This window comes from Mesorhizobium sp. MC2-1-1 (assembly GCF_057597255.1).
Window position 1 is genome coordinate 4,494,245 of the sequence record NZ_CP195205.1, and the last position, 24,305, is coordinate 4,518,549.

General features: G+C 64.7%; 29 protein-coding genes and 1 pseudogene. 13 read left to right on the plus strand and 17 right to left on the minus strand.

Features of this window, described 5'->3' with window-relative positions; genetic code table 11:
- Positions 1-10: 10 nt before the first annotated feature.
- Positions 11-1,162, minus strand: a complete 1,152-nt coding sequence (gene queG, locus ACR64R_RS22275) for a tRNA epoxyqueuosine(34) reductase QueG (protein ID WP_487358423.1) — start codon at positions 1,160-1,162, stop codon at positions 11-13.
- Positions 1,143-1,835: a glutathione S-transferase family protein gene (locus ACR64R_RS22280; RefSeq protein ID WP_140805139.1), complete on the minus strand. Its 693-nt coding sequence runs from the start codon at positions 1,833-1,835 to the stop codon at positions 1,143-1,145. Before ACR64R_RS22280 ends, queG begins: the two co-directional genes overlap by 20 nt.
- 320 nt (positions 1,836-2,155) lie before the next feature.
- Here ACR64R_RS22280 and ACR64R_RS22285 point away from each other — a divergent pair, with 320 nt between their 5' ends.
- Complete coding sequence (locus tag ACR64R_RS22285) at positions 2,156-2,962, plus strand: undecaprenyl-diphosphate phosphatase (RefSeq protein ID WP_487358424.1); 807 nt, start codon at positions 2,156-2,158, stop codon at positions 2,960-2,962.
- A gap of 229 nt (positions 2,963-3,191) precedes the next feature.
- Here ACR64R_RS22285 and ACR64R_RS22290 read toward each other — a convergent pair whose 3' ends face one another.
- Together ACR64R_RS22290 and rsmI are read right to left on the minus strand one after the other, a co-directional pair.
- Positions 3,192-3,569: a YraN family protein gene (locus ACR64R_RS22290; RefSeq protein WP_487358425.1), complete on the minus strand. Its 378-nt coding sequence runs from the start codon at positions 3,567-3,569 to the stop codon at positions 3,192-3,194.
- Positions 3,570-3,620: 51 nt separating this feature from the next.
- Positions 3,621-4,511: a 16S rRNA (cytidine(1402)-2'-O)-methyltransferase gene (gene rsmI, locus ACR64R_RS22295; RefSeq protein WP_487358426.1), complete on the minus strand. Its 891-nt coding sequence runs from the start codon at positions 4,509-4,511 to the stop codon at positions 3,621-3,623.
- A 212-nt stretch (positions 4,512-4,723) separates the two neighbouring features.
- Between rsmI and ACR64R_RS22300 the strand changes: the two genes are divergently transcribed.
- Positions 4,724-4,912 carry a hypothetical protein gene (locus ACR64R_RS22300; RefSeq protein WP_487358427.1) on the plus strand — a complete coding sequence of 63 codons (189 nt, stop codon included), beginning with the start codon at positions 4,724-4,726 and terminating at the stop codon, positions 4,910-4,912.
- On the opposite strand, the pseudogene ACR64R_RS22305 reads toward ACR64R_RS22300, so the two are convergent.
- The 6 genes and pseudogenes from ACR64R_RS22305 to rph form a co-directional block, all read right to left on the minus strand.
- Positions 4,909-5,224: pseudogene (locus ACR64R_RS22305) on the minus strand (low molecular weight protein tyrosine phosphatase family protein). The gene ACR64R_RS22300 and the pseudogene ACR64R_RS22305 overlap by 4 nt on opposite strands.
- Positions 5,225-5,227: 3 nt before the next feature.
- Positions 5,228-5,551 carry a hypothetical protein gene (locus tag ACR64R_RS22310; protein WP_487358428.1) on the minus strand — a complete coding sequence of 108 codons (324 nt, stop codon included), beginning with the start codon at positions 5,549-5,551 and terminating at the stop codon, positions 5,228-5,230.
- A 116-nt stretch (positions 5,552-5,667) separates the two neighbouring features.
- Complete coding sequence (gene hemW / locus ACR64R_RS22315; protein ID WP_487358429.1) at positions 5,668-6,840, minus strand: radical SAM family heme chaperone HemW; 1,173 nt, start codon at positions 6,838-6,840, stop codon at positions 5,668-5,670.
- The gene (gene rdgB / locus ACR64R_RS22320) at positions 6,837-7,514 is read right to left on the minus strand and encodes an RdgB/HAM1 family non-canonical purine NTP pyrophosphatase (RefSeq protein ID WP_487358430.1); all 678 of its coding nucleotides are present in this window, start codon (positions 7,512-7,514) and stop codon (positions 6,837-6,839) included. Before rdgB ends, hemW begins: the two co-directional genes overlap by 4 nt.
- Positions 7,514-7,924, minus strand: coding sequence for a VOC family protein (locus ACR64R_RS22325; protein WP_487358431.1), 411 nt, complete (start codon positions 7,922-7,924; stop codon positions 7,514-7,516). Before ACR64R_RS22325 ends, rdgB begins: the two co-directional genes overlap by 1 nt.
- A gap of 7 nt (positions 7,925-7,931) precedes the next feature.
- Positions 7,932-8,648, minus strand: a complete 717-nt coding sequence (gene rph, locus ACR64R_RS22330) for a ribonuclease PH (RefSeq protein WP_487358432.1) — start codon at positions 8,646-8,648, stop codon at positions 7,932-7,934.
- A gap of 173 nt (positions 8,649-8,821) precedes the next feature.
- Here rph and hrcA point away from each other — a divergent pair, with 173 nt between their 5' ends.
- From hrcA to ACR64R_RS22360, 6 genes are all read left to right on the plus strand, one after another.
- Complete coding sequence (hrcA, locus tag ACR64R_RS22335) at positions 8,822-9,919, plus strand: heat-inducible transcriptional repressor HrcA (protein WP_487358433.1); 1,098 nt, start codon at positions 8,822-8,824, stop codon at positions 9,917-9,919.
- A 78-nt stretch (positions 9,920-9,997) separates the two neighbouring features.
- Entirely contained in the window at positions 9,998-10,195 is a 198-nt protein-coding gene (locus tag ACR64R_RS22340; RefSeq protein WP_487358434.1) for a hypothetical protein, read from the plus strand.
- Between the two features lie 120 nt (positions 10,196-10,315).
- On the plus strand, positions 10,316-11,653 hold the full coding sequence (locus ACR64R_RS22345) for a PQQ-dependent sugar dehydrogenase (protein WP_487358435.1): 1,338 nt from the start codon (positions 10,316-10,318) through the stop codon (positions 11,651-11,653).
- Between the two features lie 109 nt (positions 11,654-11,762).
- Positions 11,763-12,380 carry a LysE family translocator gene (locus ACR64R_RS22350; RefSeq protein ID WP_487358436.1) on the plus strand — a complete coding sequence of 206 codons (618 nt, stop codon included), beginning with the start codon at positions 11,763-11,765 and terminating at the stop codon, positions 12,378-12,380.
- A 230-nt stretch (positions 12,381-12,610) separates the two neighbouring features.
- Positions 12,611-13,591, plus strand: a complete 981-nt coding sequence (gene cysK / locus ACR64R_RS22355; protein WP_487358437.1) for a cysteine synthase A — start codon at positions 12,611-12,613, stop codon at positions 13,589-13,591.
- 265 nt (positions 13,592-13,856) lie between these two features.
- Positions 13,857-14,486 carry a glutathione S-transferase family protein gene (locus ACR64R_RS22360; RefSeq protein WP_487358438.1) on the plus strand — a complete coding sequence of 210 codons (630 nt, stop codon included), beginning with the start codon at positions 13,857-13,859 and terminating at the stop codon, positions 14,484-14,486.
- Here ACR64R_RS22360 and ACR64R_RS22365 read toward each other — a convergent pair.
- The 5 genes from ACR64R_RS22365 to ACR64R_RS22385 all read right to left on the minus strand — a co-directional run bounded on the left by ACR64R_RS22365 (position 14,483) and on the right by ACR64R_RS22385 (position 17,158).
- Complete coding sequence (locus tag ACR64R_RS22365) at positions 14,483-15,730, minus strand: RNA polymerase sigma factor (RefSeq protein WP_487358439.1); 1,248 nt, start codon at positions 15,728-15,730, stop codon at positions 14,483-14,485. The genes ACR64R_RS22360 and ACR64R_RS22365 overlap by 4 nt on opposite strands.
- 26 nt (positions 15,731-15,756) lie before the next feature.
- A complete protein-coding gene (locus ACR64R_RS22370; protein ID WP_487358440.1) occupies positions 15,757-16,128 on the minus strand; it encodes a YciI family protein in 372 nt (123 codons plus the stop codon).
- A 223-nt stretch (positions 16,129-16,351) separates the two neighbouring features.
- The gene (locus tag ACR64R_RS22375) at positions 16,352-16,804 is read right to left on the minus strand and encodes a thiol-disulfide oxidoreductase DCC family protein (RefSeq protein WP_487358441.1); all 453 of its coding nucleotides are present in this window, start codon (positions 16,802-16,804) and stop codon (positions 16,352-16,354) included.
- Positions 16,805-16,883: 79 nt separating this feature from the next.
- Complete coding sequence (locus ACR64R_RS22380; RefSeq protein WP_487358442.1) at positions 16,884-17,009, minus strand: hypothetical protein; 126 nt, start codon at positions 17,007-17,009, stop codon at positions 16,884-16,886.
- Between the two features lie 2 nt (positions 17,010-17,011).
- Positions 17,012-17,158 (minus strand): hypothetical protein, encoded by a 147-nt coding sequence (locus tag ACR64R_RS22385; protein WP_487358443.1) that lies wholly within the window; start codon positions 17,156-17,158, stop codon positions 17,012-17,014.
- A 396-nt stretch (positions 17,159-17,554) separates the two neighbouring features.
- On the opposite strand from ACR64R_RS22385, the gene ACR64R_RS22390 reads away from it, so the two are divergent.
- From ACR64R_RS22390 to ligD, 3 genes are all read left to right on the plus strand, one after another.
- Positions 17,555-18,061 (plus strand): YciE/YciF ferroxidase family protein, encoded by a 507-nt coding sequence (locus ACR64R_RS22390; protein WP_073989058.1) that lies wholly within the window; start codon positions 17,555-17,557, stop codon positions 18,059-18,061.
- Positions 18,062-18,141: 80 nt separating this feature from the next.
- On the plus strand, positions 18,142-19,005 hold the full coding sequence (gene ku, locus ACR64R_RS22395; protein ID WP_487358444.1) for a non-homologous end joining protein Ku: 864 nt from the start codon (positions 18,142-18,144) through the stop codon (positions 19,003-19,005).
- Between the two features lie 9 nt (positions 19,006-19,014).
- Positions 19,015-21,516 (plus strand): DNA ligase D, encoded by a 2,502-nt coding sequence (gene ligD / locus ACR64R_RS22400; protein ID WP_487358445.1) that lies wholly within the window; start codon positions 19,015-19,017, stop codon positions 21,514-21,516.
- 41 nt (positions 21,517-21,557) lie between these two features.
- Here the strand turns inward: ligD and ACR64R_RS22405 are convergent, their stop codons facing one another.
- Positions 21,558-22,232 (minus strand): ArsR/SmtB family transcription factor, encoded by a 675-nt coding sequence (locus ACR64R_RS22405; protein ID WP_487358446.1) that lies wholly within the window; start codon positions 22,230-22,232, stop codon positions 21,558-21,560.
- A gap of 169 nt (positions 22,233-22,401) precedes the next feature.
- Here ACR64R_RS22405 and ACR64R_RS22410 point away from each other — a divergent pair, with 169 nt between their 5' ends.
- Complete coding sequence (locus tag ACR64R_RS22410; protein WP_487358447.1) at positions 22,402-22,770, plus strand: NIPSNAP family protein; 369 nt, start codon at positions 22,402-22,404, stop codon at positions 22,768-22,770.
- A complete protein-coding gene (locus ACR64R_RS22415) occupies positions 22,767-23,111 on the plus strand; it encodes an antibiotic biosynthesis monooxygenase family protein (RefSeq protein ID WP_487358448.1) in 345 nt (114 codons plus the stop codon). Before ACR64R_RS22410 ends, ACR64R_RS22415 begins: the two co-directional genes overlap by 4 nt.
- 42 nt (positions 23,112-23,153) lie before the next feature.
- On the opposite strand, the gene mbfA is transcribed toward ACR64R_RS22415, so the two are convergent.
- Complete coding sequence (mbfA, locus tag ACR64R_RS22420) at positions 23,154-24,137, minus strand: iron exporter MbfA (protein ID WP_128257794.1); 984 nt, start codon at positions 24,135-24,137, stop codon at positions 23,154-23,156.
- Positions 24,138-24,305 lie beyond the last annotated feature (168 nt).

Genomic DNA, 24,305 nt, shown 5'->3' on the forward strand with positions numbered 1-24,305 from the left:
TGAACCCCTATCAATCGGCCTTCACGGGATTTTTCAGATCCGCCAGCCATTCCTGGCGGACCTCCGCATCGGGCTCGGTCTTCGAAGCCGTTGCGGCAAGTTCGCCAAACTCGCGATCGGACAGCAGTCGCGACAGGGCCCAGATTGCCGCACCCCGCACCAGCGGCGAGGCGTCGCCGAGCAGTCCGCGCAAGACCGGCGTCAGCGAGGCGTCGCCCGAATTGCCGGTGGCGATCAGCACGTTGCGGATGAAACGATCGCGGCCGATGCGCTTGACCGGCGAACCCGAGAAGAAAGCGCGGAATGCCGCGTCGTCGAGCGCGAGCAGGTCTGAAAGCTTCGGCTCGCGCAGATCCGCGCGCGCGGCAAGCTTCGCCTCGGAAGCAGCGCTGGCGAACTTGTTCCATGGACAGGCGGCCAGGCAATCGTCGCAGCCATAGATGCGGTTGCCGATCTTGTCGCGAAATTCGCGCGGGATCGGCCCCTTGTTCTCGATGGTGAGGTAGGAGATGCAGCGCCGCGCATCCAGCCGGTAAGGCGCTGGGAAAGCATCGGTCGGGCAGGCGTCGAGGCAGGCGCGGCAGGAACCGCAATGGTCGATCTCGGCATGGTCGGGTTGCAGCTCGGCCGTGGTGAAGATCGTGCCAAGGAACAGCCACGAGCCATGCGTCCGGCTGACAAGGTTGGTGTGCTTGCCCTGCCAGCCGATCCCCGCTGCTTCCGCCAGCGGCTTCTCCATCACGGGTGCCGTATCGACGAACACCTTCACGTCGCCGCCGGCCTTTGCCACGATCTTGCCGGCGATCTCCTTCAGCCGGCCTTTCATCACGTCGTGATAGTCGCGGTTTTGCGCATAGACAGAGATCGCGCCGCGGTCGCGCCTTGCGAGGATATCGCGCGGATCGTGGTCCGGCCCGTAATTCATGGCCAGCACGATGATCGAGCGCACCTGCGGCCACAGCGTCGAGGGTTGAGCCCGCCGCTCAAGCGTCTCGGCGATCCATGCCATCGAGCCGTGGAAACCGTCGGCGACGAACTCAGCAAGCCTTGCCGGCGCCAGCGGGATAGCGTCCGGCCGGGTCACGGCGACCGCCTCGAAGCCGGCGCGGCGCGCTTCCGCGTCGATCAGCGCGCGCAGGTTTTCAGAAGTCGAGGTCCGCATAATGCGACACCGGCGACAAGCCGCGCACCCGGTCGGAGAGCAATGGCCGGAAGGATGGCCGCGATTTCACCCGCGTGTACCATTCGCGCGCGGCGGCGTGCTCGCGCCAGTCGATCTCGCCCAGATAATCGAGCACCGAAAGCGTCGCCGCCGCGGCGAGGTCGGCATAGGTCACCTTGTTGCCGGCCAGCCAATGGCGGGTGCCGGCGAGCCAGTTGGTGTATTTCATGTGCTGGCGGATGTTGGCGCGCGCGGCGCGGATCGCGGCCGAATCCGGCGAGCCGCCCCCTGCCGTTTCCGGCATGACAGGCTTCAGCACCCGCTCGCGCACAAGGTGGCGGGTGACCTCGCTTTCGGCCTTGCTGAGATACCAGTCGGTCAGCCGCCGGATCTCGGCGCGCTGCATCGGGTCCTCGGCGAACAGCCGCTTGTCGCGCTTGAGCACCCCGCGCGTCTCGTCGAGATATTCGGCGATCACCATGGCGCCGACGATCGGCACGTCGCCTTCGGCCAGCAGGATCGGAAGCGTTCCGGCCGGGTTCAGCGCCAGAAACTCCTTGCGCCGCGTCCACGGCTTTTCCTCGATCAGCGCCAGCTCCTCGCCATACTCGCCGAAGGCGAGGCGGACGAAACGGCAGGTGGCGAACATGGGATGATGGAAAAGCGTCAGCATGGTTCCGCGATGATAGGGCGCACTAGTGTGGTGGATTTGAAGTTCCTGTACCCTCAATGGCATTAGCGTCCAGGAACTTCAAATCCAAAACCACACTAGAACTTGAAGTTGACAGTGTGGCTCAGAATCCGGAATTCGCACATTGCGCTGCTCCGAGGTGCGGCGAATTCCGGATTGCCACACTGGCGAATCGTCTCCTGCGCCGGTAAGTCTTGGCGGCCCGTCATGCGGCCGTCACGGTGTTGCGACCTATAGGGGGACTTCCGCGCCGTGACAAGCAAGCCGTTGTCCCCAGCTGTTCCCGAAATCCTGAGGTTGCCATGGAAAGCCAGACCATCGTCGAAGCGCTGCTGCTTGGGCTTTTGGAGGGCCTGACCGAATTCATCCCGGTGTCCTCGACCGGCCATATCCTGCTTGCCGGCCATTTCCTCGGCTTCCATTCAACCGGCAAGGCCTTCGAGATCCTGATCCAGCTCGGCGCGATCCTGGCGATCCTCAGCGTCTATTTCAGCAAGCTGTGGCAGATGCTGATCAAGCTGCCCAGCGACCCGCAGACCCGGCATTTCGTCATCGGCATCCTGATTGCCTTCCTGCCGGCCGCGGTCATTGGCGCGCTGGCGCATGATTTCATCAAGACGATCCTCTTCGAATCACCCAGGCTGATCTGCATCATGCTGATCATCGGCGGCGTGGTGCTGCTCGTCGTCGACCGCATCAACTTCAAGCCGGTCCATCACGACGTCGAGCGCTTCCCGTTGAGCGTTTATCTCAAGATCGGCCTGTTTCAGTGCCTGTCGCTGATTCCCGGCACCTCGCGCTCCGGTTCGACCATCGTCGGCGCGCTGCTGATGGGCGTCGACAAGCGCGCGGCGGCCGAGTTCTCCTTCTTCCTCGCAATGCCCACCATGGTCGGCGCCTTCGCCTTCGATCTGTTCAAGAACCGCAACGTGCTGACCTCGGCCGACCTGCCGATCATCGCCGTCGGCTTCATCGCCGCTTTTGTCAGCGCGCTGATCGTCGTGCGCTTCCTGCTCGATTACGTCTCGCGCAAAGGCTACGCCCTGTTCGGCTGGTGGCGGCTCGTGGTGGGTATTGCGGGGCTGGCGGCGCTGATGGTCTGGGGGTGAGGCGGGGTCGCTCTCTTACTGCTTCGTCGAGTTTCTTCGCGCCCCCCTCTGCCCTGCCGGGCATCTCCCCCACGAGGGGGGAGATTAACAGTTCGGCCAGCGGCGCCACCTCTTGCGACGTTGGCGATTGGCGAAAGCGAGAGCGATATCTGATCTCCCCCCTCGGGGGAGATGGCCGGCAGGCCAGAGGGGGGCGCTGTCCCGCCAGCCTATCACCGTTGAGCGAACCTCAATTCCGCCCATAAAACGCGTTCTCGACATGTACCGGCCAGCGCCAGGGCAGCACGGCCACCATGTCGAAACGCATCGAAAGCCTGCCATAATCCGGCTGGCGCGACAGCCAGATATCCGCGGCGCCCTCGATGCGGCGCTCCGATTCATGGCCGATCGCTTCCATCGCCTCGATCAGCGTGCGGCGCGCCTTGACCTCCACGAACAGCACAAGGTCGCCGCGCCTGGCGATCAGGTCGATCTCGCCGAGCCTGGTGCGGTGGCGGCGGGCGAGGATCCGGTAGCCTTTCAGCATCAGCGCCAACGCCGCCAGCCACTCGCCGCGATGGCCGCGCCGATAGGCTTTCCGCCGGTGGCCGGCCGTGCGCTCAGCCATCTCTTTGTTTGACCATGATCTTTTCCAAAAACCGGTTTCCATTTTTGGGGATCATGGTCGCTCCTTCAGCTCCAGGAGCCGCCGGTAGAGCGCCTGCTTCTGGCCGCCGGTCATCTTCGCCGCTTCCGCCGCCGCCTTCGAGGCAGGCATTTCGGCGGCGAGCGACAACAGCAGTCGGTCGATGTCGGCCGGCTGGTCCGCCATGGCCTCCGCTGGACCGACGCAGATGACGATCTCGCCCTTCGGCGTGTCGGCGGCCGCGTAATGGTCCGCCAGTTCGGCCAGCGTCCCGGTGCGCATCTCCTCGAACGCCTTGGTCAGCTCGCGGCCGATCGCCGCTTTTCGTTCGCCACCCAGCGCCTCGACCATGGCGCCAAGCGTCTCGGCCAGCCTTCGCGGTGATTCGAAGAAGATCAGCGTCGCCGGCACCCCCTTGAACGTTTCCAGCTTGGTCAGCCGCTGTCCAGTCTTCACGGGCAGGAACCCGGCGAACAGGAAGGCGTCGGAGGGCAGGCCGGAAGCGGTCAGCGCGGCGAGCGCGGCGGATGGGCCAGGGATCGGCACGACACGGACGCCGCGCTCCAGCGCCTCGCCGACCAGGCGGTAGCCGGGGTCGGAGACCAGCGGCGTGCCGGCGTCGGAGATCAGCGCCACGCTCTGCCCCGCCGCCAACGCCTCGATCAGCTTCGGTCCGGCCTCGCTGGCATTGTGCTCGTGATAGGCGGTGGTGCGGCGGCGGATGCCGTAGCGTTCGAGCAGCACGCGCGAGACACGCGTGTCCTCGCAGGCGACGATGTCGGCGGCGGCAAGCGTCTCCAGCGCGCGCAGCGTGATGTCGGCCAGATTGCCGATCGGCGTCGCAACCAGATACAGCGCCGGCGCGAGCGGTCGTGCCGCGATCTCGGTCTGTCCGATCAGATAGCTGCGTTTGTCGCCGGTCACCCAATGCCCTCATTCCGAGCAATTTCAGGAAAGTGCGTCGCGGTTTTCTGTCCGGAGTTGCGACAGAGCCAAGTCTGTTTGGCATGGCTGACGCGTCGTTGCAAAAGGTGAGATCGACATGGGGAACCCGCCATGCCTTTGCCATAGTGCGGAACGAAACCCACATCGGCGAATTTAACCCCTGATTCCCCGGGAGGAGGCAGGACCGAACGATGCCCAATCGCTTCGATATTTTCATCAGCCGGCTTGAGAGCAAATCCGCCCGTGAGGGCGCTCATCCACACCCGATCACCGCCCAGAGCGGAGTCCGCCTTGACAAGGGCGATCAGAAGCAGGTCCGAGACGGCGCGGTGCATGGCGAGAAGCACCGCATCAAGCATCGCCAGAAGCACGACGCTTAAAGGTATCGGGGCACTTTCGCCTTGAGCAGCCGCACCAGTTCCGGGTCCATGAAGTCGTAATCGTCCGGGATGTCGAGGCAGATCACCCTGGCACCCTTCAGGCTCGACCGGAACTTCTTCTGCAGCTTGGCGCGGTGCGCCTTTTCCATGACGAAGATGATGTCGGCCCAGGCGACCAGCTCATGGGTCAGCGGGTTGTCGGCGTCGTGATTTGTGCCGGCGGACTCGACCTCGATATCGTCTGGAAAACACCTGCTCGGCGGTCGGACTGCGCAGCCGGTTCTGACTGCAGACGAACAGGACGTTCCTCACCGACTACTCATTCCAGATCTCACGCTGATTTTTGCTGAGAGGGATGTACTGATCAAATGTGAGTCCGTTCAGATCAAACTCGAACACCTCGTCCTTGGCGATCCCGCGAAGCTTATTTCCAATATATGTTATGAAACTGAGGACAACGCTGAATTCGCTCAAGTGGGACAATTTTAGTTTCGATGTGACCGTTGCGTTCCTGATGAAAATCGCCTGAGCCTCAAAGAGGTCGTCATGCTCTGGAGACCTCAAGATTTCGGTCAATCCAAACTCGAACACATCATCAGTGTTTAATGTCCGCAGCGTCTCGTGGATCAGGAACTTCATCGCATAGCCATCTAGATACGGCGCGGGCCCGCCTTTGGTTCAACAAGCCGACCTTCTAGCATCCTTACTGGAGCCGATAAATCGTCCACAACAGACCAGCCACTTGGCCTGTGGGCTTACCTAGCCAGATCCGCCACCACCGCGTCGAGCACGATCATGCCGGCGGACGTGGCGCGCAGCCTTGCATTGCCGACCGGCGCCACCAGCCCTTCCTCCTGCAGCACCGAAAGCCGCGCGCTCGACAGGCCGCGCCCCGACAGCGCCTCGTAGCGCTGCAGGTCGATGCCTTCGGCGAGCCGCAATCCCATCAGCAGGAACTCGTCGGCCTCTTCAGCGCGCGTCAGAACCTCGCCGCCGGTGACGCCATGGCCTTTGGCCTCGACCAGGTTGGCCCAGGTCTCCGGCATCCTCTCCGCTATCGTCACCGTGCGGCGGCCGTTCTCGACGAAACGGCCATGCGCGCCCGGGCCGACACCGACATATTCGCCGTAGCGCCAATATGTCAGGTTGTGCCGGCTCTCGGCGCCCGGCCGGGCGTGGTTGGAAATCTCATAGGCCGGCAGGCCATGCGCAGCCGTCACCTCCTGCGTCAGCGCATAAAGGTCGGCGGCATGGTCGTTGTCGGGCAGCGTGAATTTCTTCGCCGCGTAAAGCGCGTGGAAGGGCGTGCCCTCCTCTATGGTGAGCTGGTAGAGCGACAGGTGGTCGACGGCATAGCCGATCGCCTGCTCCAGTTCCGCCCCCCACGCCTCCGGGGTCTGGCCGGGCCGCGCATAGATCAGGTCGAAGGAAAGCCGCGGAAAAATCTCTCGGGCGAGGCCGATTGCCAGAAGCGCCTCCTCGACATTGTGCAGCCGGCCGAGGAAGCGCAGATCCTTGTCGTTCAGTGCCTGCACGCCGAGCGAGACGCGGTTGACGCCGGCGGCGCGATAGCCGCGGAAGCGCTCGGCCTCCACCGAGGACGGATTGGCCTCCAGCGTCACTTCGATGCCGGCCGGCACCGTCCAGTTCTTCGCCACGGCCTCCAGCACCGCGCCCACCGTCTCCGGCTTCATCAGCGATGGCGTGCCGCCGCCGAGGAAGATGCTGGTCACCTCGCGCGGCCCGGTGCGGTCGCGCATGGTTTTCAGCTCCGTCTCGAAGGCGCGCGCGAAACGCTCCTGGTCGACGGGCTGGTGGCGGACATGGCTGTTGAAGTCGCAATACGGGCACTTGGCCGCGCAGAACGGCCAGTGGATATAGACGCCGAAGCCGGGGCTCCGGTCGAGCGGTATTGTGACCGAGCTCATGCGGATCCTGATCGCGCTGAATCCAACCGGGCCAAATCCAGGCGTGCTTCGGCGAATTTCTGGAACGCACGGGCGCGGTGCGACAGCGCCGTCGCCTGGCCGGGCTTCCAGCCGTGCTTTTCTTCCGCGCTCATCTCGCCGAAGGTCTTGTCGAAACCGTTGGGCAGGAACACCGGATCGTAGCCGAAGCCGAGCGTGCCGCGGGGCGGCCACACCAGCCTGCCTTCGGCCTCGCCGCGATAATATTCGGCCTCGCCGTCCGGGAAGGCGAGACAAATGACGGCGACGAAGCGGCCGGTGCGCTGCGAAGGTTCGGTCGCGCCGGCCTCCTCAAGCGCCGTTTCGGTCTTTTGCATGGCCATGCCGAAATCCCGGCTGCCGTCGGGCTTCTCCGCCCAGTTGGCGGTGTAGACGCCGGGCGCGCCGTCGAGCGCGTCGACGCAGAGCCCGGAATCGTCGGACAGCGCCGGCAGGCCGGTCGCCTTGGCGGCGGCATAGGCCTTGATATAGGCATTCTCCTCGAAGGTGGTGCCGGTCTCGTCGGGTTCCGGCAAGCCGTATTCCTTGGCCGATTTCGCCTCGAAGCCGAACGGCGCCATCAGGTCGGCGAATTCGCGCAGCTTGCCTTCATTGTGGCTGGCGACGACGATCTTTTGTCCGTTTAGGGAATGCATCAAAGACCCCAGATCCTTGGTTCGGCGAATTCGATCGAATTGCCCGACGGGTCGCGGATATAGATCGATTGCCCGCCTTGCGGCCATTCGAAATCGCTTTCGATGGCGATGTTCCTGGCCGCGAGATGCTTGCGCCAAGCGGCGATCTCGTCGGCGGTCGCCGCAAAGCAGAGATGCCCCTCGCCCGCCGCGCCGTGCGGCGGCACTTTAAGCCTGGCGTCCGGCGCCGGCGGAATTTTCGTCGCCTCCGCGTTGAAGAGAAGCAGCACGCCGTCGCCGCAGCGGAAAAAGACGTGCCGGCCTTCGACCTTGCCCAACGCCTCGAGGCCGATGATGTCGCGATAGAAGGCTTCCGCCGCGGTCAGATCGGTGACATAGAGAGCCGATTCGAGGATCGCAGAGGGCGTCATTCAAAGCCTACGCCACCGCCATCTGCTGCAGGCTCACCAGCCGTGAGATACCCTTCTTCGCTAGGCCCATCAGCGCGGAAAACTGCTCTTCGGAAAAAGGCTCCCCTTCGGCCGTGCCCTGGATCTCGACGATGCCGCCCTTGCCGGTCATGACGAAATTGGCGTCGGTGCCGGCCGAGGAGTCCTCGATATAGTCGAGATCGATGACCGGCTGGCCGTCATGGATGCCGCAGGAAATCGCGGCGACATGGTCCTTCAGCACCTTGGCGACGCTCACCATCTGGCGCGCTTCCATCCAGCGCAGGCAATCGTGGAGCGCCACCCAGCCGCCGGTGATGGAGGCGGTGCGGGTGCCGCCATCGGCCTGGATCACGTCGCAGTCGACCGTGATCTGCTGTTCGCCCAACGCCTGCAGGTCGACCACGGCGCGCAACGAGCGGCCGATCAGCCGCTGGATCTCCAGCGTGCGGCCGCCCTGCTTGCCAGCGGAGGCCTCGCGCCGCATGCGCTCGCCCGTCGAGCGCGGCAGCATGCCGTATTCGGCTGTCACCCAGCCCTTGCCGGAATTGCGCATCCAGGCCGGCACCTTTTCCTCCAGGCTCGCCGTGCACAAGACATGCGTGTCGCCGAACTTCACCAGGCAAGAGCCTTCGGCATGCTTGGAAACGCCGCGCTCGAAGGAGATGGCGCGCATTTCGTCGGCTTGGCGTTTGGAGGGGCGCATCAGGCCTGCTTTCTTCTCGTTTCGGAATCGTGGCCGGCTTGTAGCCGCAAGCGAGGCAAGTCGCAAAGGAAAAGGGGCGCATGAGGAAAACGGCCGGGTGACCGCAAACGCGGCACCGGGTTGCGCCGCCGTGGCTTAAGTCTATATCTTTCGGCAGGAGGTTTCTCGCCGGAATGAACAAACCAGTCGATCCGACGTCCCAGAGTCCCGGGCTTCAGTCGCCCGTACTTCAGTCACTCGACATGCGCTCGCGCGATATTTTCCGGCGGATTGTCGATTCCTATCTGCGCGACGGCGAGCCTGTCGGCTCGCGTAGCCTGTCGCGCATCCTGCCATCCTCGCTATCGCCGGCCACAATCCGCAACGTGATGAGCGACCTCGAGCATCTGGGCCTTATCTACGCGCCGCACATTTCAGCCGGGCGGCTGCCGACCCAGACAGGCCTGCGCTTCTTCGTCGATGCCTTCATGGAGCTCGGCGACCTTTCCGACGACGAGCGCCGCATCATCGAGGCGCAGGTGCGCGCCTCCGGCTCGGGTGCGACGCTGGAGCACATGCTGACAGAGGCCAGCCAGATGCTGTCCGGCATGTCGCGCGGCGCCGGCCTTGTGCTCGCCTCCAAGAACGAGGTCGCCCTGAAGCACATCGAATTTATCCAGCTCGAACCGACCAAGGCGCTTGCCGTGCTGGTCTCGCAGAACGGCGACGTGGAGAACCGCGTCGTCGATCTGCCGGCCGGCATCACCGTGTCGCAGTTGCACGAGGCCTCCAACTTCCTCAACGCCCATATCCGTGGCCGCACGCTCGCCGAAGCGCGCGCCGAGGTCGCCCGCATCAAGGATGAAACCAAATCCGCCCTCGACACGCTGTCGCAGGATCTTGTCGAGAAGGGCCTGGCGGTCTGGGCCGGCGCCGAAAGCGGCCTGCCGGCGCGCCTCATCGTGCGCGGCCGCGCCAACCTCCTGGAAAATGTCACCGCCCAGGCCGACCTCGAATTGCTGCGCCATCTGTTCGAGGACCTGGAGACGCAGGACGGGCTGCTGCAGCTGCTCGACCTCGCCGAGGAAGGGCCGGGCGTGCGCATCTTCATCGGCTCGGAGAACAAGCTGTTTTCGCTGTCCGGCTCGTCGCTGGTCGTCGCCCCTTATCGCGACAAGGACGCCCGCGTCATCGGCGCGCTTGGCGTCATCGGACCGACAAGGCTTAACTACGCCCGCATCGTGCCGATGGTCGACTATACGGCGCAACTGATTTCGCGCATGCTGCGCTAGGCGTATCGATACTCAGGCGAGGCCGACCCGGCCCGAACCCGGCGACCGGGGGCGCGGGGAACTGCGAAGGAGAAAGACATGGCGCTGGAAGCGATAAAGGCCCAGATCGACCTCCTGCTGCAGGAAATGATCAACCAGCCCAAGGACGAGCACGAGATCCAGGAACAGCTGCGCGAGAAGCTCAGGGAAATGCGCGCCATGGGCCTGCCCTTGCCGGCGGACCTCGTCGAGCTGGAAAAACGCCTCGACGACGATCTGGATGCAAAAGAGGCCTGAGTCCGGCGTCATGCCGTAATATCCGCGTGGGCACGCTTCTCTTTGAGGACATTTGCCCAATATCTCCTGTCTGCAGGCGTCCGATCGATCGGCGCGCGCTGGCAGATGAAGGAGGACAGAATGATGCGGATCGCCGGCCTCGCGGGCATTGCGTTGTTTCTCGCCACCGGCGCCTTCGCGCAGCAGGCCGGTCAACCCTTGCTCGGCGAAAAGGCCTTCGGTGACTGGAAGGTCGACCGTCCGGGCGTGCGGCGTCTGATAAAGCCCGGCGATCTTCAGGAGCCCTATGCAACCGAGTCCGCCTCGAACGGTGGCGGCATCACCGATCGTCCCGAGGGCGCGAAGCCAAAGCTTCCGCCGGGCTTCTCCGCCGACCTGGTCGCTTCCGGCATCGACAGTCCGCGCGTCGTGCGCGTGGCGCCGAACGGCGATCTCTTCGTGGCCGACAGCCGGGCGAACCAGATCCGCGTCTTTCGCCTGGCCGAAGGCAGCGCCAAGCCCGCCGGGACGTCGATCTTCGCCGGGAACCTGACCCGGCCCTACGGCATCGCCTTCTATCCGCCCGGCAGCAAGCCGCAATGGGTCTATGTCGCCAACAGCAACAGCGTCGTGCGCTTCCCCTATCGCGACGGCGACCTCAAGGCGTCCGGCAAGCCGGAGACCATCGTCGCGAAGATCCCCGCCAACCATCACTGGACGCGCGACATTGCCTTCTCGCCCGACGGCAAGACGCTCTATCTGTCGGTCGGTTCCGGCTCCAACGTCGCCGAGGACATGGCTGCCAGGCCGAAGGGCGGCATCGAGGCGTGGGCGAAATCGCAGCCGCTTGGCGCCGCCTGGGGCTCGGAGGAAGGCCGCGCCGACGTGCTGGCGTTCGACCCCGACGGTAGGAACCGCAGGACGGTCGCCACCGGCCTGCGCAACTGCTCCGGCATGACCGTGCAGCCGGCGACCGGCGCGCTCTGGTGCGTCGTCAACGAGCGCGACGAGCTTGGCGACAATGTTCCCTTCGAATACGCGACCGCCGTCAAGGACGGCGCCTTCTATGGCTGGCCCTGGTATTACATCGGCGACAACGAGGACCCGCGCCACAAGGGCGCGCGCCCCGATCTCGCCGGCAAGGTCACGGTTCCGGATGTGCTGATGCAGGCGCATTCGGCGCCGCTCAACATCGCCTTCTATGAAGGCGCCAACTTCCCCGCCGACTACAAGGGCGATGCCTTTGTCGCCTTGCATGGCTCATGGAACCGCGATCTCCGCACCGGCTACAAGGTAGTCCGTCTGAAGTTTCGGGACGGCAAGCCAACCGGCGAATACGAGGACTTCGCCACCGGCTTCGTCATTTCCGACGACGCGGTCTGGGGCCGCCCGGTCGGCGTCGCCGTGGCCAGGGATGGCGCGCTGATCCTGACCGAGGACGGCAATGGTACGATCTGGCGCGTTACGTATGGTGGGTAGCGCGTGATCGAGCTGGCGCAACGATTCCCGCCGCGAGGGAGTTACCCGTGACCGGGCATCATGATAGAAGCCGCGCTCCCCCATCGGTATCATACGCTAGGCCAAAACCATGACACTGACCGGATTCCTCGCTTACAGCGCCGCGCTCGGCGTTGCCGCCGCCATTCCTGGCCCCGGCGTCACGGCGCTTGTCGCCCGCGCGCTCGGTTCCGGCTTCCGCTCGTCGCTGGCGATGTCGTTCGGCCTGATGCTCGGCGACCTCACCTATCTCACCGCCGTGGTGCTCGGGCTTGCTTTCGTCGCGCAGAGCTTCGGCATGGTCTTCCTGGCCATCAAATGGGCCGGCGTTGCCTATCTCGCCTTCCTCGCCTGGCGCTTCTGGACCAGCGGCATCACGCCCGAGACCGTCGAGGCGCGGAAGGCCAAGGGCGGTCTGGTGTCGAGCTTCGTCGCCGGGCTGACGGTCACGCTCGGCAACCCGAAGACGATGATCTTCTATCTCGCCATCACGCCGACCATCGTCGACCTGAAGACGATCACGCTCGCCGATTACGTCATCCTTGCGATGCTCACCGTGGTGGTGCTGTTCGTGGTGCTGGTGCCTTATCTGGCGCTGGCCGCCAAGGCGCGCTGGTTCCTGAAATCGCCCCAAGCCCTGAAGCTTCTCAACCGCACCGCCGCCGGTTTCATGATGGGCGCGGCCGCTGCCATCGCCGCCCGTCAATAAAGTGTATCGATATCAAGCCGAGGCCGGCCTGACCTGAATCCAGATGCGCTCTGGTGCATGATGGCTTTCATTTCCGCCAAACCATTCCTGGAACCGGCCATCTTGGAAAATGCATTTCCGGTCCTGCACGCTTTTGAGCAACCGCCCCACTCGGATATTTTCGGTGGCCGGCCTATCTTGCGCGGCTGAAAGCCCTATTCTGGATGTCTGATTTTCCTGGGAGCGAAACCATGAACAAGCCCGTCTCTTCCGCGCGCGTGCCCGGCCGCGGCCGCGTCTTCAATTCGATCACGGAGACGATCGGCGATACGCCGCTGGTCAGGCTGGACAAGTTCGCCAGGGAGAAGGGCATCGTCGCCAACCTCATGGCCAAGCTCGAATTCTTCAACCCGATCGCCTCGGTCAAGGACCGTATCGGCGTCGCCATGATCGAGGCGCTGGAAGAGGCCGGCAAGATCGAGCCGGGCAAGACCACGCTGATCGAGCCGACCTCCGGCAACACCGGCATAGCGCTCGCCTTCGCCGCCGCCGCCAAGGGCTACAAGCTGATCCTCACCATGCCGGAGACCATGTCGGTCGAGCGCCGCAAGATGTTGGCGCTGCTCGGCGCCGAGCTGGTGCTCACCGAAGGCCCGAAAGGCATGAAGGGCGCCATCGCCAAGGCCGACGAGCTTGCGGCCACGCTGCCCAACGCCGTCATCCCGCAGCAGTTCGAGAATGCGGCCAACCCGGAGATCCATCGCCGCACCACGGCCGAGGAAATCTGGAACGACACCAAGGGCGAGGTCGACATCTTCGTCGCCGGCATCGGCACCGGCGGCACCATCACCGGCGTCGGCCAGGTGCTGAAGAAGCGCAAGCCTTCGGTGCACGTCGTGGCGGTCGAGCCGGAGGCCTCCCCCGTTCTGTCGGGCGGCCAGCCCGGTCCGCACAAGATCCAGGGCATCGGCGCCGGCTTTGCGCCGAAGATCCTCGATACGTCGGTCTATGACGAGATCGTCAGGGTCTCGAATGAGGATTCGGTCGCCAACGCCCGCCTTGTGGCCCGGCTCGAAGGCGTGCCGGTCGGCATCTCGTCCGGCGCGGCGCTCCAGGCGGCCGTCGTCGTCGGCTCGCGGCCCGAGAACAAGGGCAAGAACCTCGTCGTCATCATCCCTTCCTTCGCGGAGCGCTATCTCTCGACCATCCTGTTCGACGGGCTGGGCGCCTAGAGCGGTTCAGCGTTCCACAGAGTGGCGGAACCGCTTTAGGTCTTTGTTTTTCGCAATTCCGGACGGAAAACCGCTACGCACTTTTCCTGGAATTGCTCTGGGCGCCCCCAGGAGCCGGTTCGCCGTCGTCGCGGGGCCTTGGGTGTCGGCACTCCAACTGGACTGCTCAAAAAGCGCCTGTGGCAAGCGGGCGCTGGCTTGAGGCAGATGTAGCTTCCGGCTCATATCGCTGCAGGCCCTTGGTCGACCGGCGGGAGGATTTCTCATGTACAAGCTCTATACGCGCCCGGGCAGCGGCGGCTTCGTCGTCGAGGCTGCGCTGGCCATGGCCGGCGTGCCCTTCGAACAGATCGACGTGCCGAAGAAGGAAACGCCCGATCCGGCCTTCCTGGCCATCAGCCCGCTCAACCAGGTGCCGGCGCTGACGCTGCCGGGCGGCCATTCGCTGACCGAATCGGCGGCGATCTGCATCCTGCTCGCCGAGCGCCACCCCGATGCCGGTCTCGCCCCGGAGGCGGGATCGCCCGGCCGGGCCGATTTCCTGCGCTGGATGGCCTTCATGTCGTCGGTGCTCTATCCGGCGGTCCTGCGCCTCTATTACGCGCATCGCTACACAGCCGATGGCGAAGGCCTGCAGCCGGTGAAGCAGGCGGCGGTCGCCGAGATGGATCGCGGCTTTGCCATTCTCGACCAGGCGCTCGCCGGCCGCGACTGGCTGGCCGGCGAGACGTTGTCGCTTGCCGACATCTACCTCGTGATGCTGGTGGCCTGGCATCCCGATGTCGAGAGGGCGCGCAAAGCCTGGCCGAACATCGAACGCCTGTGGGCGAGGCTGCGCGAGGATGCGCTGATGCGCAAGCTGAACGCATCGCACGAGATGTGGGCCGAGGCCTAGTTCCCAACAAGCTTCGCCTTTTCACCCTGCAGGAATCGGCGAAGCGCCGGGTCGCGCTCGAGGCCGATCGCGCGGTCGTAGGACTGGGCCGCCTGCCTGATATTGCCGAGCCTGGCCAAGAGCCCGGCGCGTGCGGCCCAGTAGGGCTGGTAGTCCTGCAGCCGCTTGTCGTCGCCCAGCACGTAAAGCGCCGCCAGTCCGGCGGTCGCGCCCTCGGTTTCGGCGATCGCCACCGCGCGGTTGATCGCCACCACCGGCGAACCGGCGACCGCGAGCAGCGCGTCGTAAAGCTGGCGGATCGCCGCCCAGTCGGTGCCGCCGCCGCGCCGCCGCGCCGTATGGGCGGACTGCACGGCGGCCTCCAGCTGGTAGCGGCCGATGATGCCTTCTTGCGCGGCGCGAACCAGCAAGGCTTCCGCCTCGTCGATCAGGCCTCCGTCCCAAAGTGCGATATCCTGCTCGGCCAGAGGCACGAACTCTCCGTCGGGGCCGCGCCTCGCCGAACGGCGCGCCTCGGCGAACAGCATCAGCGCGAGCAGCCCCAGCGCCTCCGGCTCGTCCGGCATCAGCGAGGCGACCAGCCGGCCGAGCCAGATGCCTTCGGTAGCGAGGTTGCGCCGCCGGCTGTCGGTGCCGGTCGGATCCGACCAGCCCTCGGCGAAGGTGGCGTAGGTCGCTTCCAGCACGGCGTCCAGCCGGTCGCCGAGCTCCGCCTTCTCGGGCACGCGAAAAGGAATCCCGGTCTCGCGGATGCGTGCCTTGGCCCGCACCAGCCGCTGGCCCATCGTCGCCGGCGAAACCAGGAAAGCCGAGGCGATCGTCGCGGCGTCGAAACCGAGGATCGTCTGCAGGATGAGCGGCGCGCGCACGCTGGTGTCGATCGCCGGGTGGGCGCAGGCGAACATCAGCCTGAGCCGTTCGTCGGGCAGCTCGTCATTGGCCATGCGCGCCTCCGCCTCCTCGGCAACGAGCTGCAGGTGGCCGCGAGCCGCCTCGCTCGTCAATCGCCGCCTCATCGTGTCGACACCGCGCCTGCGCGCCACCGCCAGCAGCCAAGCTTCCGGCCTTTCGGGCACGCCGGCGCTGGGCCAGCGCTCCAGCGCGGCGGCAAAGGCGTCGGCCAGCGCGTCTTCCGCGCCGGCCACGTCGCGCGTGCGGGCCGCAAGCCAGGCGACCAGCTTGCCGTAGCTTTGCCGGGCGGCTCTTTCCGCCGCCGCCCGAGCAATCCGGGAGCGCTCATCCATCACCGGATCATTTCCGCCGCGCAGGCTTATCCTGCCTTGGCCGCGTACTCGGCCATTTCCCAGATCGGCCGCAGCTCGACCGTGCCGACGCTGGCCGCCGGGCAGCGCGCCGCCCATTCGATGGCGGTGTCTATGTCCGCCGCCTCGATCATGTAGAAGCCGGCGAGCTGCTCCTTGGTGTCGGCATAGGGGCCGTCGAGCACGTTGGTCTTGCCGTTGCTCATCCGCACCTGGGTGGTGGCCTGGGATGGCTTCAGCCGGTCGCCCGCCAGCCAGACGCCCGACTTCTTGAGCGCCTCGGTATAGGCGCCATAGGCCGCGCTCATCTGGTAGGTCGTCTCGGCAGGCACGTTCGCCATCGCGGCTTCGTCGGCATGGATCAGAATCATGTATCGCATTGTTGTTCTCCCTTTCTCGCAGGCCGCTCCCTCGCGTGCCGACCTATGTCGCGCGGCATCGACCGATTTCGACAGGTGCCTGAAGAATTTTCGCCCGTTGCCGTCACGAGCACAAGGACGGCGCGACAGGCTTCCGCCTTGGCGGGATATCGGCCGGCCCTCGTATCTTCCGTTTGATCGATGTCCTTGGCCCAAGCCGCGGCGCGATTATAGGCGACATGCATCAGCCGATCAGCCGCTGGCGCAGTTCGGAAGACGGGATCTCGCAACTGTCCTTGCGGCCGAACAGCGCGTAGCGGTTCCTGGCGACGCGGTCGTAGAGCCAGTCGCGCAGCGGCCGCGGCAGGATGAGCAGCGCCTTCGTCGCGCGCCATGGCCATCCGAGCGCGGACATGACGGCGACGAAGCTGTCGAGCTTCGTGAATGCCGCGCCGTCGATGATGGCGAGGTTGCTGTCGTAGTCGTCGGTCGGCAGGCCGTGCCGGCGAAACAGCGCCTCGCCGAAGGGCGACTGCGCCGTGGCGAAACGGAAGCGCTTTTTCCGGTCGAGCCTGATGATGAGCTGGACGAAGCCGGAGCAGAACACGCAGACGCCGTCGAAGACGATCAGCGGCTGAGGGGGGTAACAGGCGTGGGACGGCAGGACGGGACGGTTCGGTTCGGGCAGGTCGGTCATGGCGGCCCCGCTGCTTGCGCCCCCGTATACCAAGGGGGACGCTAGGCTAGCGACGACACCAAGCCAGCCGACGGCGGCGTCAAAGTCGCGGCGTTGTCGCTCGCCAGTCGGCCGCGCGCGCGAGGCGCTCGGTGCGATAGGTCGTGGCGCGCTGGTCGGCTGCCGGCCGGCAGATACGGCCGTGGTGGGCGCTTACACGTGTCATGGTCAGTTCGCGCCGACGCCAATCGAGTTGCCGCGACGCGCGCACGCCGGGCCCGGACCGCGCATGTAATAGCGTTCAGGCCGGTAGGTCGGCGCGACGAATTCGCGGATGGCGGCGGCGTAGCCCGTGATGTGGTTCCAGAAGTTCATTTTACCTGTCCCTGTCCCGCTTTCGGATGTCCCGTCCGAATTCATCGAGAGCATAGCGTCGAGGCATGAATAGTCGGTGAACGTGATGTTAATTTCTGGTCCGAAAGTCGTTGCATCGTGGCCGGATTGCGGCTGATTCGCGGTCTTTCGGTGCCTTTTGCCGGCATTCTGCCGCGTGTGACTTTTGCATCACATATGTTTCGTTCTGATGTCGCTTGGGCGCGCTTCTGTTTCACGTTCGTCCTGCGTCGCGAAATCCGTTTTCCCGCGGCATGGCGGACAGGAACCTGCCGCGGAAGACGACGTTGTCCCGCAAGGCCGGAGGTTGAATCCGGCCGTGTTGACGGCTGTGAGCCGCAACTCCCCGACAACGCGAAACATGGAAAGGCAACCGCCATGGGCTTCTTTTCGAAGGATATCAAGACGCTGGACGATCTCTTCATTCACACGCTGCGCGACATCTACTATGCCGAAAAGCAGATCGAGAAATCGCTGCCGAAGATGATCGACAAGGCGACCGATCCGCAATTGAAAGCCGGTTTCGAGAAACACCTCACGCAGACCAAGGGCCATATCGAGCGGGTCGAGCAGGTGTTCGAGCTGCACGGCGTCAAGGCCAAGACCGTCAATTGCCCGGCCATCGACGGCATCCTCGCAGAGGCCGACGAAGTCAGCGGCGATGTCGATGACAAGGAAGTTCTGGACGCCGCGCTAATCGCGTCCGCGCAGGCCGTAGAACATTACGAGATCACGCGTTACGGCACGCTGATCGCCTGGGCCAGGCAGCTCGGCCGCAGCGACTGCGCCAACGTGCTGGCCAAGAACCTCAAGGAAGAAGAGGCGACCGACCGCAAGCTCACCGAGATCGCCGAAAGCAAGGTCAACCTGCAGGCGGCCGAATAACAGGCTGCCTGGTCAGCCCTCCCGGAACCCAAGCGAACCCTGTCCGTTGCGGTTGAAACCGCATCGCGCAGGAGTTCGCTATGGCGCCACGTCCGGCCTGGAAGGGCTATCTCAAACTCTCGTTGGTCACGTGCGCCATCGAGTTGACCAACGTGGTCACCCATGCCGAGAAAGTCTCGTTCCGCATCCTCAACCGCAAGACCGGCAACACGGTCAAACGCATCTATGTCGACGCGGAGACCGGCAAGCCGCTCGAGGAGGGTGACCAGGTCAAGGGCTATGAGGTGAGCGACGGCGACTTCGTCCATATCGAAGAGGACGAGATAGAGGCGGTGCAGATCGAATCCTCACACACGATGAGCCTCGACGGGTTTGTCGAGAAATCCTCGATCGAACAGATTTACCTCGATACGCCCTATTATGTCGCGCCGGCCGACAAGGTCTCCGAGGAAGCCTTCGCCGTCATCCGCGATGCCATGGCGGCCAGGAAGATGGCTGGGCTGGCGCGCATCGTGCTATATCAGCGTGAGCGCCCGGTGGTGATCGAGCCGCTCGGTAAAGGCATGGTGCTGACCACCTTGCGCTACGACGACACCGTGCGCCGGCCCGCGACCGTGTTCGAGGACATCAAGGCGGCGAAGACCGACAAGGAGATGATCGACCTCGCCCAGCACATTATCGACGGCAAGAAGACGAAGTTCGACCCGTCGAAGTTCGAGGACCGTTACGAGGATGCCCTGCTCGAGCTGATCCGCGCCAAGAAGGCCGGCAAGAAGGCGCCCAAGGCCAAGGCGCCGCCCAAGCCGTCCAACGTGGTCAATTTGTTCGACGCGCTGAAGAAGAGCCTCAACGCGGAAGGCGGCGGCAAAGCCGCAAAATCTTCGTCTAAAAAGACCGCGCGGCCGAAGGCCAAGGCGTCCGCGCCGAAGCGCAAATCCGCATAGGAGGATGGCATGGCCGGCCTGGAACAATATCACGCCAAGCGGGATTTCGGGAAAACCGCCGAGCCGGCCGGCAAGGTCGGCGGGCGCAAGCAGGGCGGGGGCATCTTCGTCGTGCAGAAGCATGCCGCGACGCGCCTTCACTATGATTTCCGCCTGGAGCATGACGGCGTTCTGTGGAGTTGGGCGGTCACGCGGGGCCCGAGCCTCGATCCGCATGAGAAGCGGCTGGCCGTGCATGTCGAGGATCACCCGATCGACTACGCCTCGTTCGAAGGCACAATTCCGAAGGGCCAATATGGCGGCGGCTCGGTCCTGGTCTGGGACGAAGGCAGATGGACGCCGGACGGCGATCCGGCCAGGGGCATGAAGAAGGGCCATATCGACTTCGAGCTCGAAGGCCACAAGCTCAACGGCCGCTGGCATCTGGTCAGGCTGAAGCCCCGCACCGGCGAGAAGCGCGACAACTGGCTGCTGATCAAGTCAGACGATGCCGCCGCCCGGCCGGGCGAGGATATTCTCGAGGAGGAACCGAAATCGGTGAAGTCGGGCCTGACCATCGAGGAGGTCGGCGAGGGCAAGGCGGCCAAAGGCGAGAAACCCAAGGTCTGGCAATCGAACAGGCCGGCCGCCGGCAAGGCCAGGACCGCGGCAGCCAAGCGCCTCGACTTCGTCGAGCCGCAATTGGCAACGCTGGAGAAGGATGCACCCACCGGCGACGACTGGCTCCACGAGGTGAAGTTCGACGGCTATCGCATGCAGGCGCAGATCGCCGGCAGCGAGGTCAGGCTGCTGACCCGGGCTGGCCTCGACTGGACTGAAAAATTCGACGGGCCGGTCACCGCCGCGCTGGCCAAACTGAAATGCCGCGACGCCATCATCGACGGCGAGATCGTGGTCCTGGCCGACAGCGGCGTGTCGTCCTTCCCGCTGCTGCAGGCGGACCTGTCGGCCCGCCGCGCCGACCGCTTCGTCTACTATGTCTTCGACCTGATGCGCCTCGACGGCGAGGATCTGCGCCGCGAGCCGCTGGTGGAGCGCAAGCAGGCGCTTGCCGAGCTGCTCGGCGAGCAGCCCGAGGATTCGGCGCTGCGCTTCAGCGATCACTTCCATGAGCCGGGCAAGGTCATGCTGCAGCATGTCTGTCGCATGGGTCTGGAAGGCGTGGTGTCGAAGCGCGCCGACGCGCCCTATCGCAGCGGGCGGGGGCTGACCTGGATCAAGTCGAAATGCACGCTCAGGCAGGAATTCGTCATCGGCGGCTATCTGCCTTCGGACAAGACCGGGCGCGGCCTGCGCTCACTGCTTGTCGGCTTCAATGAGGGCGGCAAGCTGCATTATGCCGGCCGCGTCGGCACCGGCTTTTCCGGCAAGGTGATGACGGATCTGAAGAAAAAGCTCGACGGGCTCAAGGTGGAAACGTCGCCCTTCTCGTCCGCTGTCCCGAAGGGCAAGGGGCTCACCTTCGTCAAGCCTGAGCTTGTCGGGGAGGTGGAGTTCCGCAGCTGGACATCCGACCGTATAATCCGACACGCCTCGTTCCAGGGGCTTCGCGAGGACAAGCCGGCGGAGGAAGTCGTGCAGGAGCAGCCGAAGAGGGCCGAGGCCGAAGCAAAACCGGGCGCAAAGGCCGCGACGAAGTCCTCGGCCGGAACGGCCAAGACCTCGATAAAGCTCTCGCATCCCGACAAGCTGCTGTGGCCCGACGAAAAGGTTTCGAAACAGGACCTGCTTGATCACTACGCGTTGGTCTGGCCACGCATGCAGCAATTCGTCCTCAACCGGCCGCTGAGCCTGGTGCGCGCGCCGGACGGCATCCACGGTCAGCGCTTCTTTCAGAAACATGCCTCGCCCGGCATGAGCGAAAAGATTGCCAGGATGAAGGACCCGACGGACGGCGAGGAAATCCTCTACATCAAGGATTTCGATGGGCTGGCGGCGCTCGTCCAGTACGGCGTGGTGGAAGTGCATATCTGGGGCTCGACCATCGATGAGTTGGAAAAGCCGGACCAGATCATTTTCGACCTCGATCCTGACGAGGGGATCGACGTCGGCAAAGTGCGCGAGGCAGCGCTCGACATCAACAAGCGGCTCGACGACCTGTCGCTGCCGAGTCTGGTCAAGACCTCCGGTGGCAAGGGCTACCATGTGCTGGTGCCGTTGAAGTCGTCGGCGGAATGGGACGAGGTGAAGGAATTCGCCCATGATTTCGCGCGCGCGCTGGAGCAGGCCGCGCCCGACCGCTACACAGCGACGCTGTCGAAGAAGGCGCGCGCCGGAAAGATCTTCGTCGATTATCTGCGCAACGGCCGCGGCTCGACCACGGTCGCGCCCTATTCGTCGCGCGCCAAGAAGGGCGCGACGATATCCATGCCCGTCACCTGGGCGGAGATCGAGAAGGGGCTTGCGCCGAATGCGTTTCCCCTCGGCGACGCGACGACACGCGAGCAGCTTAAGAAAGCCGACCCGTGGAAGGAGTTCTTCAAGCTGGGGAAGGCGCTGAAGCGGGGGTGAACCTTCAACATCGGCGGGACAGCAACGCGAAATTCGCCCGCTCAGGAGAGAAATACCCTCTCGAATGCCTGCCTACCCGTCGGCGAAAACACTACGGCGCGGCTGTCCTTTTCGCGCCGTGCCCATTTCTTGGCGATGATCTTGTCGAGGATGGCGGCGCCCAGCGTGCCGGCGAGGTGCGAGCGCCGCACGCTCCAGTCGAGGCAGGCACGGCACACCGGCCGCCGCGCCTTGGGATCGATCCCTATGCCGAGCGCGGAAAAATGCGCGGCGCCGGATGACGAGAGCCTGATCTCGTTGTCCTCGCGCAGCAAAAGCTTCCTGTCGAAGAGCCGGTCGAGCATGGCGACCGCCTGTTCGCCGGCGAGGTGGTCGTAACAGACACGCGCCACGCGCATGGCCGCGTCGCGCGGCCCGGGCCGCACCCGTTTTGGACCGACCGCCTCGGCGACGCCGATGATCGCCTCGATCATGCCGGCCACCTGCGCGCCGGCGAGGCCGTAATAGCGGTGGCGGCCCTGGCTCGCGAGCGTAAGCAAGCCGCCATCCATCAGCTTCGACAGATGCGAGGAAGCGGTGGGCAACGACACGCCTGCCTCCAGCGCCAGTTCCGACGCTGTCAGCGCGGTCCCGCCCATCAGCGCGTTGAGCATGTTGGCGCGTGCCGGGTCGCCGACCAGGCTGGCGATGCGGGCGATATCGGGTCCTTCGCGCATGGTTCGATCCTCATCGAAGCATTCCAGTCAGGGAACCACTATCCTGGCCTTATCTCAAGCAGCCCGGGCAACATTCCTGACAGGAGGATGCCTAGCATACCCGCGCAAGCGATGCTTCGACCGCGGTCGAACCATCATCGTCCGCAAGCCAACCGCCGAGGAGACCGAAATGACCATCACCTGCTTCATCCGCTACGAGCTCGACCCGTTCGGCAAGGCGGCCTTCGAGCACTATGCGCGCGCCTGGGGCCAGGTCATTCCGCGCTGCGGCGGCGATTTGATCGGCTATTTCGGGCCGCATGAAGGCTCGGCCACCACGGCCTATGCCGCCTATAACATCGAGAGCCTCGCGGCCTACGAAGCCTATCGCGCGCGGCTTGCCGACGACCCGGCCGGCAAGGCAAACTACGAGTTCGCGCGGCGCGAGAAATTCATCCTCAAGGAAGACCGTGTCTTCCTGACCCTGGTTTCCGGCCCGCATGGTCCGCGGCAGGTTTTCAAAACCGACGTGACGGTCAGGGAAGGGATAGAGGGATGATCGCAGTCATCTTCGAGGTGCAGCCGGCGGAAGGAAAGCGCGATGCCTATCTCGGCATCGCCGCCGAGCTTCGGCCGCTGCTCGACGGCATTGACGGGTTCATTTCGGTCGAGCGCTTCCAGAGCCTCACCGATCCCAAGCGTGTGCTGTCGCTGTCCTTCTGGCGCGACGAAGAGGCGGTCAAGGCCTGGCGCAACACCGACGAGCATCGGCAGGCGCAGCAAGCCGGCCGCGGCGGAATCTTTGCCGGCTATCGCCTGCGCATCGCCCATGTCGTGCGGGACTATGGGCTGACGGAGAGGGCGGAGGCGCCGGCGGATAGCAAGGCGGTGAATGGATGAGCGCGACTCCCCTTCTCCTAAAGGGAGAGAAGGGGAGGCCGCTCACGCATTCCCGATCAGCACACCCGCTCCGAACACCAGCGCGCCACCCAGCACCACCTGGAATGCGGCGCGCCAGAACGGCGTCTGCATGTAGCGGTTCTGGATGAAGGCGATCGCCCAGAGCTCGAAGAACACCACCACCGCCGCGACGATCGTGGCCGTCCAGAAATAAGGAATGAGATAGGGCAGCGCGTGGCCGAGACCGCCCAGCGTCGTCATGATGCCGACCGTGAGCCCGCGCTTGAGCGGCGAACCGCGCCCCGAGAGCTTGCCGTCATCCGAGGCGACCTCGGTGAAGCCCATCGAGATACCGGCGCCGATCGAGGCGGCGAGGCCGACCAGGAAGGTCTGGAACGTCGCATGCGTGGCGAAGGCGGCGGCGAAGATCGGCGCCAGCGTCGACACCGATCCGTCCATCAGCCCGGCCAGCCCCGGCTGGACATAGGTGAGGATGAACTGGCGCTGCTCGACATTCGCCTCCTCCTCCTTGACCTCGCCGGGGAGGTGCTTCTGCTCCAGTTCATGGGCGGAATTCTCGTGGCCGAGTTCGGCCGCAGCCAGCCAGTCCAGCAGCTTGCGGGTCGAGGCGTCGGTAGTGCGCTTGGCCGCCTCGACATAGAAGCGGTAGGCCTGCCGTTCCATGTCCTCGGCCTGCCGGCGCACATGCTCGATGCCGAGCGGCCGCACCAGCCAGTCCGGCTTGCGCTCGTAAAAGCCCCTCACATGCTCGCGCCGGATCAGGGGGATGCGCTCGCCAAAACGCTTGCGGTGCAGCTCGATGAGGGAATCGCGATGGCCGTCCTCTTCCTCGGCCATGGCCTCGAACACCTTGGCCGACTGCGGAAAATCCTGCGCCAGGCCGTCGGCATAGGCGCGGTAGATGCGCCCGTCATCTTCCTCGGAAGATATCGCCAGCGCCAGGATCTCCTGCTCCGACAACGAATCGAATGAACGGCGGCCGAAGCCGAAAACACGGGAAAGCATGATGGGATCACTCTAGTTTAGAATGATTCTAAACTAGGACTCTTGGCCGCCCGGCGTCAATTGCGAACGGCAAGGCTGCGCGCCGGAAAAGCAATCTAGCGGAACCTGGTCGCCCCTTCATTATCACCGAATGTTAGCCTATATAGTCGGCGACAGCAGAAATTGAAG